General features: G+C 49.0%; 12 protein-coding genes. 11 read left to right on the plus strand and 1 reads right to left on the minus strand.

Annotated elements, in window-relative coordinates:
- Positions 1-157 precede the first annotated feature (157 nt).
- From J2S00_RS09760 to J2S00_RS09770, 3 genes are all read left to right on the plus strand, one after another.
- Positions 158-1,507 (plus strand): acetyl-CoA carboxylase biotin carboxylase subunit, encoded by a 1,350-nt coding sequence (locus J2S00_RS09760; protein ID WP_307338815.1) that lies wholly within the window; start codon positions 158-160, stop codon positions 1,505-1,507.
- Between the two features lie 40 nt (positions 1,508-1,547).
- Entirely contained in the window at positions 1,548-1,760 is a 213-nt protein-coding gene (locus J2S00_RS09765; protein WP_307338818.1) for an acetyl-CoA carboxylase biotin carboxyl carrier protein subunit, read from the plus strand.
- 63 nt (positions 1,761-1,823) lie between these two features.
- Positions 1,824-3,362, plus strand: coding sequence for an acyl-CoA carboxylase subunit beta (locus tag J2S00_RS09770; protein ID WP_307338820.1), 1,539 nt, complete (start codon positions 1,824-1,826; stop codon positions 3,360-3,362).
- A 122-nt stretch (positions 3,363-3,484) separates the two neighbouring features.
- Here J2S00_RS09770 and J2S00_RS09775 read toward each other — a convergent pair whose 3' ends face one another.
- Positions 3,485-4,141 carry a SurA N-terminal domain-containing protein gene (locus tag J2S00_RS09775; RefSeq protein ID WP_307338823.1) on the minus strand — a complete coding sequence of 219 codons (657 nt, stop codon included), beginning with the start codon at positions 4,139-4,141 and terminating at the stop codon, positions 3,485-3,487.
- Between the two features lie 140 nt (positions 4,142-4,281).
- On the opposite strand from J2S00_RS09775, the gene J2S00_RS09780 reads away from it, so the two are divergent.
- The 8 genes from J2S00_RS09780 to J2S00_RS09815 all read left to right on the plus strand — a co-directional run bounded on the left by J2S00_RS09780 (position 4,282) and on the right by J2S00_RS09815 (position 14,506).
- Complete coding sequence (locus J2S00_RS09780; RefSeq protein ID WP_307338825.1) at positions 4,282-5,241, plus strand: ketopantoate reductase family protein; 960 nt, start codon at positions 4,282-4,284, stop codon at positions 5,239-5,241.
- 17 nt (positions 5,242-5,258) lie between these two features.
- The gene (bshC, locus tag J2S00_RS09785; RefSeq protein ID WP_307338827.1) at positions 5,259-6,902 is read left to right on the plus strand and encodes a bacillithiol biosynthesis cysteine-adding enzyme BshC; all 1,644 of its coding nucleotides are present in this window, start codon (positions 5,259-5,261) and stop codon (positions 6,900-6,902) included.
- Between the two features lie 39 nt (positions 6,903-6,941).
- The gene (locus J2S00_RS09790) at positions 6,942-8,207 is read left to right on the plus strand and encodes an adenosylhomocysteinase (RefSeq protein ID WP_307338830.1); all 1,266 of its coding nucleotides are present in this window, start codon (positions 6,942-6,944) and stop codon (positions 8,205-8,207) included.
- Positions 8,208-8,378: 171 nt separating this feature from the next.
- A complete protein-coding gene (mraZ, locus tag J2S00_RS09795) occupies positions 8,379-8,810 on the plus strand; it encodes a division/cell wall cluster transcriptional repressor MraZ (RefSeq protein WP_307338833.1) in 432 nt (143 codons plus the stop codon).
- 13 nt (positions 8,811-8,823) lie between these two features.
- On the plus strand, positions 8,824-9,756 hold the full coding sequence (gene rsmH / locus J2S00_RS09800) for a 16S rRNA (cytosine(1402)-N(4))-methyltransferase RsmH (protein WP_307338836.1): 933 nt from the start codon (positions 8,824-8,826) through the stop codon (positions 9,754-9,756).
- Positions 9,757-9,808: 52 nt separating this feature from the next.
- A complete protein-coding gene (ftsL, locus tag J2S00_RS09805) occupies positions 9,809-10,228 on the plus strand; it encodes a cell division protein FtsL (RefSeq protein WP_307338840.1) in 420 nt (139 codons plus the stop codon).
- Between the two features lie 74 nt (positions 10,229-10,302).
- Positions 10,303-12,411 (plus strand): penicillin-binding transpeptidase domain-containing protein, encoded by a 2,109-nt coding sequence (locus tag J2S00_RS09810; RefSeq protein ID WP_307338844.1) that lies wholly within the window; start codon positions 10,303-10,305, stop codon positions 12,409-12,411.
- A 127-nt stretch (positions 12,412-12,538) separates the two neighbouring features.
- A complete protein-coding gene (locus J2S00_RS09815) occupies positions 12,539-14,506 on the plus strand; it encodes a stage V sporulation protein D (RefSeq protein WP_307338847.1) in 1,968 nt (655 codons plus the stop codon).
- Positions 14,507-14,531 lie beyond the last annotated feature (25 nt).

Consider the following 14,531-nt stretch of genomic DNA (forward strand, 5'->3'; position numbering starts at 1 on the left):
ACGATGATTTTACAATAAATGTGCTAGATTTAGCGATTATCTTAAATTTTAAAAAAGTAAGAGGAATTTTTCAGGCTCATGTCGAATGAAATGTACTTAGAAGATTCATTCTTCTTTCTGTATCTCTGCAGAAGATGATGGGGGAAGGAGTGAAGGCATGGCTAAGAAAAAAGTGTTAATTGCCAACAGGGGGGAGATTGCCCGGCGAGTGATCCGCACCTGTAAGGAGCAGGGCTATGGAACTGTGGCCATTTACTCGGATGCGGATCAGGAGATGCTTTATTTACAAGAGGCCGACGAAGCCGTCCATATAGGTCCGGCGCCGGTGGCCCAAAGTTACCTGCAGATGGACCGTATTATCTCTGTCGCTAAGGAGCGGGGCGCAGATATGGTCCACCCGGGTTACGGGCTTCTGTCGGAAAACGCAGATTTTGCCCTTAAATGCCAGGAGGCGGGTCTTATTTTCATTGGTCCCTCGCCTGAGGTCATCGGGCAGATGGGGGATAAGCTGATGGCCCGCAATGTGATGAAAGAGGCAGGGGTGCCCGTTGTGCCTGGAGGGGAAACAGCAGCAGGGGATGTGCAGGAGGCATTGGCTCAAGCAGAACAGATCGGCTATCCTGTGATGTTGAAAGCCAGTGCTGGTGGAGGGGGCATCGGTCTTTCTGTTTGTCACACGCCTGAAGAGCTTAAAACAGCCTATGCATCTGCCAAAGGCAGAGCCAAGGCTTATTTTGGTCAAGATCACATGTTTGTGGAGAAATATATTGAGGATCCCCGGCATATTGAGGTCCAAATTGCGGCTGATGAGCATGGTCATGTTTGCCACCTGTTCGAACGGGATTGCTCTATCCAGCGTCGTCATCAGAAGGTCATTGAGGAGTCACCCTCACCATTTGTGGATGAAGAGACCCGCAGCAAGATCTGTCAGACGGCGGTCAGGGCTGCGGAAGCAGTGGGTTATACGGGCGTGGGTACAGTGGAATTTATTATGGGGCACGACAAACAGTTTTATTTTATTGAGATGAATACCCGCCTGCAGGTGGAACATCCGGTTACAGAAGCGATTACGGGGTATGACTTGGTCGCCTTACAACTGGCCATTGCCGAAAATCAACCCCTTCCTTTTGTCCAGGAGGAGATTAAGTGCCAGGGACATGCCATTGAGTTGCGTATTTATGCGGAGGATCCGGTTACGTTTATGCCATCACCGGGACAAATTACTGTTTATGAACGCCAGGAGGGAGAGGGTGTACGCTTTGATGATGCCATCCGTTCAGGAAGCCGGATAACGCCTTATTATGATCCGCTCATTGCCAAGTTGATTGTAAGCGATTTCAGCAGAGAAAAAGCTATTGATAAAGCGGCCCGTGTGCTGGATGAGGTGAAACTGGAAGGGATCAAACATAATATCCCCTTTTTGCTTGATGTGTTGAATGATCAGAGGTTTAGGGCAGGACATTATACGACCCAGTTTGTCAAATACTTAAGGGAAACGATAAATTAAAGCCCTAGGCTTTTTAAAAAACCAGAGGAGGGTGCTTACTTTGAAAAAGATTGTATCCACGATGACAGGAAGTGTCTTTCAAGTTCACGTCAAGGCAGGAGATGAGGTGCAGCCCGGCCAGGATGTGGTCATTTTGGAATCAATGAAAATGGAGATTCCCGTCACAGCTGAACAGGGCGGAACCGTAAAAGAAGTCAAAGTGGATGTGGGTGATTTTGTAAATGAAGGTGACGTGGTTGTGGTGCTTGAATAAGGCTGTTCTGTTTTTGTTGGTGAACGAGCGCTCGGTCTTTAGCCACAGAAAGGGGAGAGATGGATGACACGGGCATTGGAGGAAACGTTAAAACAACGCATTGCACAGATCGAACAGGGTGGAGAGGAGAAGTATCATCACAAAGCCAAAGAACAAAACAAACTTTTTGTTCGTGAGCGCCTCCGTCTGTTACTAGATGAAGATACATTTGTGGAAGACGGTAAGTTTGCCAATTTTTCAGCCGGAGACCTGCCGGCTGACGGTGTTGTGACTGGTCTTGGCAAAATCAATGGCCAAACAGTGTGTGTGATGGCCAATGATTCCACGGTGAAAGCAGGTTCCTGGGGGGCCCGTACCGTTGAAAAGATTATCCGTATTCAGGAGACGGCAGAGACATTGAAAGTGCCTTTACTATATTTAGTGGATTCAGCCGGAGCCAGAATTACCGACCAGGTGGAGATGTTTCCCAACCGGCGGGGAGCGGGGCGTATTTTTTACAACCAGGTCAAGCTGTCAGGGGTTATTCCTCAAATCTGTTTGTTGTTTGGTCCCTCAGCTGCAGGAGGGGCTTATATTCCAGCGTTTTGTGACGTGGTCATTATGGTGGATGGCAACGCCAGCATGTACCTGGGGTCTCCCCGTATGGCAGAGATGGTCATCGGGGAAAAAGTCACGCTGGAAGAGATGGGCGGGGCGCGGATGCATTGCTCTGTCAGCGGCTGCGGTGACATCTTGGCCAAAACTGAGCAAGAAGCCATTCAGCTGGCCAGGGAGTACCTCTCTTATTTTCCGGCTAACTACGAACAGCAGCCAAAACGGGAGGAAGCCAGACCACCCAATGGGGATGCGCGCCCCATCGAGGACATTGTTCCCGCCAACCAAAACGCCCCTTTTGATATGTACGAGTTGATCGATGCCCTGGTTGATGAGGGCAGCTTCTTTGAGATCAAGAAGCTTTTTGCCCCCGAGATTATTACCGGGTTGGCCCGGCTTGACGGTCATGTGGTTGGTATCGTGGCCAACCAGCCGAAGGTTAAGGGAGGTGTGCTGTTTGTTGACTCAGCTGACAAAGCGGCACGCTTCATCACCTTGTGTGATGCGTTCCACATCCCTCTGCTCTTTTTGGCCGATGTCCCTGGATTTATGATTGGGACGAAGGTAGAGAGAGCGGGTATCATCCGGCACGGAGCCAAAATGATTGCAGCCATGTCCGAAGCCACGGTGCCCAAAGTGTCCGTTATTGTACGTAAAGCTTACGGCGCAGGGTTGTATGCCATGGCTGGCCCGGCATTTGAACCGGACGTGTGCATTGCCTTGCCCACGGCCCAGATAGCGGTCATGGGCCCAGAAGCTGCCGTCAATGCGGTCTACTACAACAAAATTGCCAGTATTGAGGATCCTAAACAGAGAACCCAATTTATTATGCAGAAACGGAAAGAGTATCAGGAGAACATTGATATCTACCGCCTGGCTTCGGAACTGATTGTTGATGATATTGTTCCCGGCTCAGCGTTAAGGAAATATCTGATCCGTCGTTTTGAGGCTTACAGCATCAAAGATAAACCGTTTTCCACACGCAAGCACCCTGTTTATCCAGTCTAAACCCTGTTTCACTTTATTTGTTAGACAGCCAAATCAGACATAACAGGAGCTGCCCCAAGGAGTGATAGGCTCTTTCGGGGCAGCCCTTTTCAATGACGTGAAGTTAAGCTTACCTGTACAACTTAAAGCAAAATCTCAATCTCACTTTCTTGTTTCAAGCGTTCAACCAATTCTTGCCTCAATTCACCTTCTTTTTGCCATCTCAGCTGCTCTCTTATCATCTGCTTTGTTTCCTCATCTGCTTCCTCACCGGTCTCTTCTTCGTATGACAGATAGGCTTCCTGCTGCTCTTCTTCACTTAATTCAATCTCACCAATCTGATCATCTAAATATTGAGTGATCACCAGTTCATTGGCCAGCTCTTCCCGCAGGTCCTCCATGCTAAAACCGAGGCTGTCCAAGATTTCCTGCAACTCCTCTTCACTTGCAAACTGGGCTTTAATATCGGCTAAGGCTTCGTCCACTTGTTCCGGGTCGGCTGTGTAGCCCTCACTTTGGGCGGCCTGTAATAAAACCTGCTGTTCAATCAGGCCGTTCAGCACCTCTTCCTTCAACTGTTCTAGCATAGCCTGTCCTTCCTCGCCTTCAAAATCAATCCCGAACTGGGCATAGGACATCTTTATCTGTTCGAGATGGGCATCCAGTTGCTCTTGACTGATCTCAGTGCCGTTAACAATGGCAACGGACGGGCTTTCATCAGCAGTCTCTTGTTGATTTCCGCAGGCAATCAGTGTCAGCATCAACACACCCAACAGGAAAGCCACAAGCGTCTTTTTCATGATAACATCCTCCAAACTTTAAAAAATACATCATTTGCCTTACAATGGCATTGTGGCAAGTTTAACATACAAAAGCTTTGCTGTAAATGGTGCCCACCTTGAATGGGGCCCTGACACGATACGCATTGGGGTGAACATCTGTGCATGTATTAGTCATTGGCGGGGGAGCCATGGGTATGTTGTTTGGCGGTTATACATGGCTGGCCGGAAGCTGCCGGCTGACCATATTAACACGCCGTTCAGCACAGGCCCGTACGATGCGGGAGAAGGGATTCAGTCTCAGGCTCCCTGATGGAGATGTGCTTGAGGCCAAACCCCACGTTCTGGCCAGCCAAGAAGGGGACTTTTTATCTTCCCAGCCAGACTTAATCCTGGTGACTGTTAAACAGACGCAACTGAAGCCGGTATTAGAGTGGATCAAATCGCATATTGCAGCCAGCAGGCCGCTCTTGTTTATCATGAACGGATTGGGTCATCATGAGCACATAGAGCGGACACTTCCCCATCGTCAGGTATATTACGGTGTCACACAGTGCGGTGCAACCAAAATAGGAGATACGGCAGCGGAAGTGAGGGGGAAAGGGGTGACCATGATAGGCACTCCCTACGGCTGTGAATCAGAGCCTTCTGTTGCCCTTTCCCAGTGGATGAAGCATATCACACCTTATCTTGCCATAGAGTGGTCCGACCGGATTGAACAGGCCATGTGGAAGAAAGCGGTGATCAATGCCTGTATTAATCCCCTGACAGCTTTGTTTCAAGTGCCTAATGGAGAGCTCGTTAAGCGCTCCAGCCTGACCAAGTTGATGAGGCAATTATATGCTGAGCTTGTGCCGCTGGTTGAAACCGTTTGGGAGCAGGAAAACAATTTTATCTTAGCAGGAGGAGGGTTGTGGGAGGAGATTGTCGCTGTCTGCACTAAAACAGCAAGCAATCACTCCTCCATGTGGCAAGATATCCAGCGTGGCCGGCGCACCGAAATTGAAGCTTTGAACGGATATTTTGTAACTAAAGCAGTCCGGTACAACATGGATTTGCCTGTACACCGCTTTATCAGTCAGGCTATTCATGTATTGGAGGAAAAGAACAAACAATTGTGACGAAAGGTGAATCGTGAATGAACTTTACAGTACAGGAACAGGATGTTCCACAACTGAATGCTTTTGCTGATGATTACGTTCATCAGCATGATGAAGCGCTTGCCTTTTTTCATTACGCTCCCTTTAATCAGGAGAGTTACCACCGCCGTTATGAGGAGTTGAGAGGACGCACTTTTCCCCGGAGGCCCTTGGCTCACGTGATTCGTGCCCAACTGGCGCACTGGGAGCTCTCAACAGCCCAACAGGAGCGGTTGGAACACTTGCAGCGGGAAGAAAGTGTGGTTGTCATTGGCGGGCAGCAGGCCGGTCTCTTAACCGGGCCGTTGTATACGCTCTATAAAGCGATCACGATATTAAAAGTGGCTGCTGAGCAGGAAGCAAGATTGGGTGTTCCTGTCATCCCCGTTTTCTGGATCGCAGGGGAGGACCATGATTTTCAGGAGATCAATCATCTCTTCGTGCCCAGGACAAAAGGAACCGGCCTGGAGAAGCTGGTGCTGAATGAGCCCGAGGAACAAATGAAACGCTCCATAGCCCACCGGACGTTTTCCTGCAGGGAGGTGGGGGCTTGGGTAGAGCAGGTTTTTGAGCAAATGCCGCAGACAGAGTTTACCGACAAGGTGCGTCAACTGATTATGGACACTTTGGAGAAGGCTGGTTCCTACACCGATTTTTTTGCCGGCCTGATGCATTACCTCTTTTCACGGTACGGTCTGTTGTTTGTTAATTCTGCCGACCCAGGGTTGCGCAGGCTGGAATCTGCGGTCTTTGAAACGATTATCACCCATTATGATGTCATTGACAGCGATGTGCGCAGGCAGACCGCCCGTATGGAATCCAAAGGCTATGCTCCTCAAGTCACATTGGGCCAGTATCCGGCACTTTTGTTTATCTACGAGAATGGACAGCGGCTGCTGTTAGAAAAGAAAGGAGGATACTTTCAGACCAAAGACGGCCAATTTACCTATTCTGAAGCAGAGTTGTTGCAACTGGCTCAAGAAGAGCCGTGGCGCCTCAGCAATAATGTCATTACCCGCCCCTTTATGCAGGAATCTCTGTTTCCCACTCTTTCTTTTGTGGCCGGACCGGGTGAGGTTGCTTATTGGGCATTGTACGGGACCTATTTTGAGCGGTTAAATCTGAAGTTGCCGGTTATTATGCCCCGGTTAAACCTGACGATCATCGAGCCCCACATCGGCAATATTTTGGAGAAGCACCATATTGACATACAGACTGTATTTGGCTCGTTTGATTCCTTCAGAGAACAATGGCTGGCCGAACAAGATGAACTGCAGCTGGAGGAAAGTTTTGCCCGTGTCCGACAGGAAGTGGAACGCTTGTACCAGCCTTTAATCGAGAAAGTTGCCCGGATCAATAAAGGAATGGAACAATTGGGACGCAAAAATCTGGACAAAGTGCTGGAGCAGGTGGACTACTTGCATAAGCGCAGCAGCTCTGCTTTTCGTGCCCAGCATGAAGCGGCTATGAGACAGTTCGACAAGGTAGAACAGGCCCTTTATCCCGAGGGGCAACTGCAGGAGCGGGTGTACCATCCTTTTTATTTTTTCAACAAGCATGGTTTACAGTTGCTGGAAGGTCTGATGCGTCAATCATTTGTCATGAACGGGAAACATAAGTTAGTATATTTACATGTGGATTAATTTAACTGGATTAATTTGACGTCAGAAAGGAGCAAAACGATGAATGCCCGTGAAACGAGCATGATTCAAGATTTGAGCCTGTCCTCTGAAGGTCATTTGAAAATTGACTGGGTTAAAGCACATATGCCGGTTTTAAACCGTATTCGGGAGCGCTTTGAACAGGAAAAACCGTTTGCCGGGCTGAAGGTGGCCATTTCTCTCCACTTGGAGGCCAAAACGGCTTATCTGGCTAAAGTGATTCAGGCCGGAGGCGCTCAGGTAACGATTACCGGAAGCAATCCGTTATCCACGCAGGATGACATTTGTGCCGCTTTAGTGGAAGACAATATCCAAGTTTTTGCCCGCTACAACCCTGAGCCGGAGGAGTATAAGCAGCACTTGATCAAAACCTTGGAAACTAAGCCTGATCTGTTGATCGATGACGGCGGTGACCTGGTCACCATTCTGCATGAAGAGCGTCCAGACCTCCTGGAGCAGATTCGCGGCGGAGCAGAGGAGACCACCACCGGCATCTTGCGCCTCAAAGCACTGGCCAAAGAAGGCAAGTTGAAGTTACCCATGATGGCCGTTAATGATGCCTACTGCAAGTACCTGTTTGATAACCGCTACGGTACCGGTCAGTCAGTGTGGGATGGCATTAACCGCACCACCAATCTGGTCGTGTCCGGCAAAACAGTGGTTGTCATTGGTTACGGCTGGTGCGGCAAAGGTGTGGCGATGCGGGCCAAAGGTCTGGGGGCCAAAGTGATTGTCACCGAAGTGGATCCAATTAAAGCGATCGAAGCCTACATGGACGGGTTTGAAGTGATGTCCATGGATCAAGCCGCGGAACACGGCGATTATTTTGTCACTGTGACAGGCAACAAGGATTGTATCCGCAAGAGCCATTACGAAAAAATGAAAAATGGGGCCATCTTAGCCAATGCCGGCCACTTTGACGTAGAAATTAACTTGAAAGAGCTGGAGGCCCTGGCCCAATCCAAACGGGTAGTACGCAAAAATATTGAAGAATATCAGCTGGCTGGGGGCAAGAAGATCTATGTGCTGGCTGAAGGACGCCTGGTCAACCTGGCTGCCGGGGACGGCCATCCGGCTGAAATTATGGACATGACTTTTGCCTTGCAAGCTTTGGCCTTGGAATATATTAATCAACATCACGGTCAATTAGAAAAAAAAGTGCATAAAGTACCCTATGATCTTGATCAACAAGTGGCCGCCTATAAACTTGAGGCATTGGGGATCACCATCGACCACTTAAGCGAGGGGCAGAAAGCCTATTTGGAATCCTGGCTTGAATCCAAGTAACTTTGTAGTTTAACTTCTTCCAGACCGGAAGTGCTGTTATAAAATACCAAACTATTTTTTTAAAAAATCCTGCTCAACAAGCAGGATTTTTTTTTGTGGGGGAGAATAGATAATTAAGTGGTGGAAAGTGGGGGGAAGTGGTGGAAAACGGGGGAGAAGTGGTGATGCCTTGTGTTCCTGGGTGAATACCAACACGCCATAGACAATAAAGGAAGACTGATTATACCTGCTAAGTTTCGGGACAGCCTGGGAACATCGTTTATTGTTACCAGGGGTTTGGACAAATGTTTGTTTGTTTATCCCCTTTCCGAATGGAAGCAGATTGAGGAAAAACTGAAATCTCTCCCCTTTACCCGATCGGATGCCCGTGCGTTCACCCGCTTCTTCTTCTCAGGTGCGACAGAATGTGAACTGGATAAGCAAGGCAGGGTCAATATCCCGCCCAATTTGCGTGAGTACGCCCAGCTGGAAAAAGATTGCGTGGTCATTGGTGTCAGCAGCCGGGTGGAGATTTGGAGCAAAGGGGTTTGGGAAGACTATTATGCAGCATCAGAAGAATCATTTGCTGAAATAGCCGAAAAAATCGTGGACTTTGATCTGTAATGGAGGCAGCCAGATGTTTGAACATGTTACTGTCCTGAGAGAACAAGCAGTGAACGGCCTTAATATTAAACCTGATGGCACGTATGTGGACTGTACCTTGGGAGGGGCTGGCCATAGCCAGCTGATTGCCAGCTTCCTCGGCCCAAATGGCCGGCTGATCGGCATAGACCAGGACAGCCACGCCTTGGAATATGCCCGCCAGCGGCTGGCAGCTTATGATATATCCCTGGTGCTTGTCCAGCGTAATTTCCGCCATTTGGCTGAGATTCTGGATGAAGTGGGAGCATCGCAAGTAGACGGTGTGTTGTATGATTTAGGTGTTTCCTCCCCCCAGCTTGATCAGGCCGACAGGGGCTTCAGCTATATGCATGACGCCCCGCTGGACATGAGAATGGACCAGCGGCAACGTTTAACGGCATATGATGTGGTCAACTTGTGGAGTGAGGAACAACTGGCTGATGTGATCTACCGCTATGGTGAGGAACGTTTTTCCAGACGGATTGCCCGCCGGATTGTAGAGCAGAGACAGCACAAACCCATTGAAACCACGGGAGAACTGGTAGAGGTGATCAAACAGAGCATTCCTCCCAAAGCGCGGCAAAACGGCCCCCATCCGGCTAAGCGTACCTTTCAGGCTATCCGCATAGCGGTTAATGATGAACTGGATGCCTTTCAGGATTCACTTTTCCAGGCGGTTGAATGCTTAAACAAAGGGGGCAGGGTGGCGGTCATCACCTTCCATTCTCTAGAAGATCGGATTTGCAAACAAGTGTTTCGTCAGCAAAGTCAAGGATGCACTTGTCCACCCGGTTTGCCCCAATGTGTATGTGGTCAAACGCCTTCGCTCAAGATTGTGACCAAGAAACCGATTGTGCCTAGTATTGAAGAAGTGGAGCAAAATCCGAGGGCGCGTTCAGCCAAATTACGAATTGCGGAGAAAATTTAACTTTAGCAGTCAATATAACACAAGAATCTGGAAACATAAGGAGGATAGGCTTATGTATCAATATGGCAATGTAGCGGTTAAGTATCAGAATGAAAATCGGAACAGACGTCTGAACAACCAACAGAAACAGCAGGAACCAAAACAAACATCCCATCATCAATCTAAAACAAAAGGACAATCCCTGTTGGCTAGCCGGGAAAAGATGTTATCTGTTTTTGCTGTATTGATTGTCATCGCAACCTTAAGCCTGTTAATGGCCAGGGGGGCTATGCTCTCGGAAATGAATTATGAGCTTCAAGCTTTGGAAAGAGAACTGGAAAAATTGGAAGAAACCAATGCCAAATTAGAAGTTGAAGTGATCCAGCTTAGTTCACCGGAACGCATCTTGGCCATTGCTCAAAATGAGCTGGGTATGAGCATGCAGGAACGCACAGTCAAAATTTTATCCAAGTCCCGGGAAGGGGATGAGTAATCACAGGCTGGCAGTTTGCTATTCCTAGGATACAAGTCTTCTGTTGAGCATTGTTGACAAAGCGGGGGATGATCGTGAATCAAACCAAGATCCGTAGCCGAAGCCAATTTATAGGAGCAATATTTTTATTGCTCTTTTTTGCTGTTGTTTACCGCTTTTATACCTTGCAGGTTGTTGAGGCTTCCTGGTACCAGGAGCGAGCTCAGCAGATGTATGAACGGGAGAGGGTACTGAAGGCTGAGCGAGGGTCTATCTATGATCGTAACAAGAATGTGCTGGCTAAAGAAGTGAAAGCGTATACGGTGGTTGCCATATTGGATAAAGAGGCACCAAATCATGTCAAAGACCCTGAATCGACGGCAGAACAACTGGCCCCTCTCTTAGATATGCCACAAGAGCAGCTTTTTCAACTGTTAAACCAGCCAGACCGCCGGCAAGTGGAGCTAAGGCCAGGGGGATGGAAGGTTGACCAGGATGTCGCGGAAGCGATCCGTGACCTAGAACTGGAAGGCATCACCTTTGTGGAAGAGACCAAGCGCTATTATCCTAATCATACTTTTGCCTCTCATGTCCTGGGGTATGTTGATTTGGACGGTGAGGCGAGAATGGGGCTGGAACTGGAATTGGATGAACACTTGCGCGGAGAGGAAGGATTGGTCAGGTTCCAGCAGGACAGAAAAGGAAACAGGCTTATCGCTAGTGCTGAGACAGTGGAGCACCCTCAAGACGGTTATGATGTTTACCTGACCATTGATGAACGCATTCAGCTCTATGTGGAACAGGCTCTGGATGAGGTGTATCGTGAATACCGTCCGGAAAAAATGATGGTGATCGTTTCCGATCCCCATACAGGACAGATATTAGCCATGTCCAACCGCCCCTCCTTTGATCCCAATCATTATTCCTCAATTACAAACTATTGGAATGATACGATTGCTAACGCTTTTGAACCGGGATCAACGTTTAAAGTGGTCACCTTTGCCGCGGCGATTGAGGAGGGGCTGTATAACAGTAATGAAACTTTCCAATCGGGCAGTTACCGGGTCCCGGGACAAACCATCCGTGACCATAATCGCACGGGATGGGGCAACATTACTTTTTTGGAAGGGATGCAAAAATCAAGTAACGTGGCCTCGGTCATTCTGGGGTACGAACGGATGAAGAAAGAGGTGTTTTACCATTACATTGACCGCTTTGGGTTTGGTAAGCTGACCGGCATTGATTTACCTGGAGAGACCCCTGGCTATATCCGTCCGCTGGAGGCAGCCCGGCCGGCTGAAATTGCCACCATGACTTTTGGCCAAGGGTTGACGGTCACCCCCATTCAACAAATCCAGGCCATCAATGTCATTGCTAACGGCGGCAAACTGATGAAACCCTACGTGATTGATTCCATTTACGACCCCAATACAGATAAAGTGGCTGTGCAAAATAAACCAGAGGTCGTTGATCCAGAGGTGATTTCTCCCCAAACAGCCCAACAGATGCGAGACATTTTGGAAACCGTTGTTACCCGTGGTACAGGCACCAACTTCTATATTGACGGTTATCAAGTGGCCGGTAAGACCGGAACGGCTCAAAAGCCAAAACAGGATGGTACTGGTTACGTCGATGGGAAGTATATTCACTCTTTTGTTGGATTTGCGCCTAAAGATGACCCTAAGCTATCCGTTTTTGTGGCCATTGATTCCCCACAAGTTGAGCAATACTATCAAGGAGGAGCAGCTGTGGCCAAAGTGTTTAAGGCTGTCATGCAAAACAGCTTGCAGTACCTTAATGTAACCCGTGAGGCTGAGGAGGTTACAATTGAAGAAGCAGAAGCCGACTGGGCCACTGTTAAAGATTACCGGGGTTTTCCTGTGAACGAGGGTAGAGAGCAAGGGAAGAGAGACGGTTTTGACGTACATATATTAGGTGAGGGAGGCGAAATAACAGAACAGAAACCAGCACCTGGCACTTCCGTTTTGAAGGGCACCCGTTTATATCTGCTTGCCGGGGAACTGCGCCATTTTGCAACTCCGGACATGACAGGCTGGTCATTAAAAGAAGTGCAGGATTGGGCCCACGTCACCGGTGTACAACTTCATGTCCTGGGGCATGGCTATGTAACGGCCCAGAGTGTCTCCCCAGGGGAAAGGCTGCGCCCGGGAAGTGAGCTCTCCGTCACCCTGGAGCCCAATTAAGGACAAGTTGTCCCCTTCACGCATATGTCCTTCTATTCTCCTGTTATGGAGAGGTTGTTCTATCATGGAGACAAGTTGAATAGGGTTATAAGGTAGAAGGACTCTATTCTGTGTGGAGGGGATTTTCGTGCGTGTATCCAACGTCACTGTCCGGAGGCGGATCTTCATAGCGCTTATGGCTGGCCTGTTGTTATATCTTGTCCTTGGCACCAGGTTGGGGTATATTCAGCTCTTCCAAGGGCAATGGCTGATGGACAAAGCGGAGGAACTGTGGAGCCGCGACGTTCGGTTTGAGCCGAAGCGGGGCAAGATTATGGACCGCAATGGTGAAGTGCTGGCATATAATATCAGTGCTCCGACAGTGATGGTTGTCCCGGCCCAAGTCAAAAATCCCCAACAAACGGCCCAAGCATTGGCCAACGTGTTGGATATGAGTGAAGAGAAAGTGTACCGTCTCATTACCCAGCGGGAAATGATCGTCAGGCTTAATCCGGAAGGACGGAAAATCTCTAATGAAAAGGCTAGGGAGATCCAACGGCTGGGGCTCGATGGCGTGTTTATTGCTGAAGACAGCAAACGCTATTATCCTTACGGTGATTTTTTATCCCATGTCCTGGGCTTTGCGGGGATTGACAACCAGGGGCTGACTGGTTCTGAGCTGATATACGACGAGATCCTCAAGGGTGAACCCGGGCGTGTTTCCTTTTACTCTGATGCCAAAGGCCAGCTGATGCCCAGTCAGCCGGAAGTTTATCAACCACCCAAAGATGGTCACAATCTGCTGCTGACGATCGATGCCGGTATCCAAAAAATTATGGAGCGGGAAGTGGATCAGGCAGTTGCCCGCTATAATCCCGACCATGTGATCGGCATTGCCATGGATCCTAACACCGGTGAGATTTTGGCCATGACCAGCCGCCCGGATTATGATCCGGGCAGATATCAAGAGTATCCGCCTGAAGTCTACAACCGTAATCTGCCTGTTTTCAGTATGTATGAGCCTGGCTCCACATTCAAAATTATTACCTTGGCTGCAGCCCTTGAAGAAGGGAAAGTGGATCTGCACAATGAGCATTTTCATGACCCGGGCTTTATTAAGGTAGCCAATGCCCGGCTGCACTGCTGGAAGCGCGGGGGACATGGGCATCAAACATTTTTGGAAGTGGTTGAAAACTCATGTAACCCGGGGTTTGTTGAGCTTGGCGGGCGGCTGGGCACGGACACGCTGTTTGACTACATAGAGCGCTTTGGTTTTGGTCAAAAAACAGGCATTGATATGCAAGGCGAGCAACAGGGGCTGATTTTTGCCCCGGAACAGAGGGGACCGGTGGAAACGGCAACCACTGCCTTTGGCCAAGGGGTGGCCGTGACGCCCATTCAGCAGGTGGCCGCTGTGGCTGCTGCCATTAACGGGGGTTATCTGTATACACCCTATATTGCCAAAGAATGGCACGATGCGGAGACCGACATGGTCCTGGGACGGATGACGCCCCAGTTAAAACGTCAGGTGATTTCCAACGAAACATCACAAAAGGTGCGTGAAGCATTAGAAAGTGTGGTGGCCAAAGGAACGGGCCGCAATGCCTATGTAGAGGGGTATCGGGTTGGAGGAAAAACAGGAACCGCTCAAAAGGTTGCTCCGGGCGGAGGTTATCTAGAGAACAATCATATTGTTTCTTTTATCGGCTTTGCCCCGGCTGACGATCCCCAAATTATCGTCTATATTGGTGTTGACAACCCCAAAAATACAGTTCAGTTTGGCGGTGTGGTTGCGGCTCCGATCGTTGGGAAAATTATTGAGGATGCTTTGCGTTATATGGGCGTTGAAAAACGGGAAAGTCCCTTGGAAAAAGAGTACGTTTGGGGTGATGAGATCACCTACGAGGTGCCCAACCTGATCGGCATGACGGACAAAGACCTGCAGAGAGCTTATTTTCAGCTCCCGATTGAGGCAGCAGGAGATGGGAACGTGGTCATTAAACAATTGCCTGCGCCGGGTGAAAAGGTGAAAGAAGGATCGGTCATCCGCGTATTATTGGGAGAAAGGGCAAACCAATCGGAAGAAAAGAGTGACAAAACAGCAAGAGAAGATTAAAATAGTGTTGGCAGTCAATCAAACA

It is taken from the genome of Caldalkalibacillus uzonensis (assembly GCF_030814135.1).
GTDB lineage: Bacteria > Bacillota > Bacilli > Caldalkalibacillales > Caldalkalibacillaceae > Caldalkalibacillus > Caldalkalibacillus uzonensis.

Bases quoted from the DNA above. Each gene is read 5' to 3' on its own strand.
- J2S00_RS09760 (WP_307338815.1), top strand. From the start codon at position 158: ATGGCTAAGAAAAAAGTGTTAATTGCCAACAGGGGGGAGATTGCCCGG.
- J2S00_RS09770 (WP_307338820.1), top strand. From the start codon at position 1,824: ATGACACGGGCATTGGAGGAAACGTTAAAACAACGCATTGCACAGATC.
- J2S00_RS09775 (WP_307338823.1), bottom strand. From the start codon at position 4,141: ATGAAAAAGACGCTTGTGGCTTTCCTGTTGGGTGTGTTGATGCTGACA.
- bshC (WP_307338827.1), top strand. From the start codon at position 5,259: ATGAACTTTACAGTACAGGAACAGGATGTTCCACAACTGAATGCTTTT.
- J2S00_RS09790 (WP_307338830.1), top strand. From the start codon at position 6,942: ATGAATGCCCGTGAAACGAGCATGATTCAAGATTTGAGCCTGTCCTCT.
- rsmH (WP_307338836.1), top strand. From the start codon at position 8,824: ATGTTTGAACATGTTACTGTCCTGAGAGAACAAGCAGTGAACGGCCTT.
- ftsL (WP_307338840.1), top strand. From the start codon at position 9,809: ATGTATCAATATGGCAATGTAGCGGTTAAGTATCAGAATGAAAATCGG.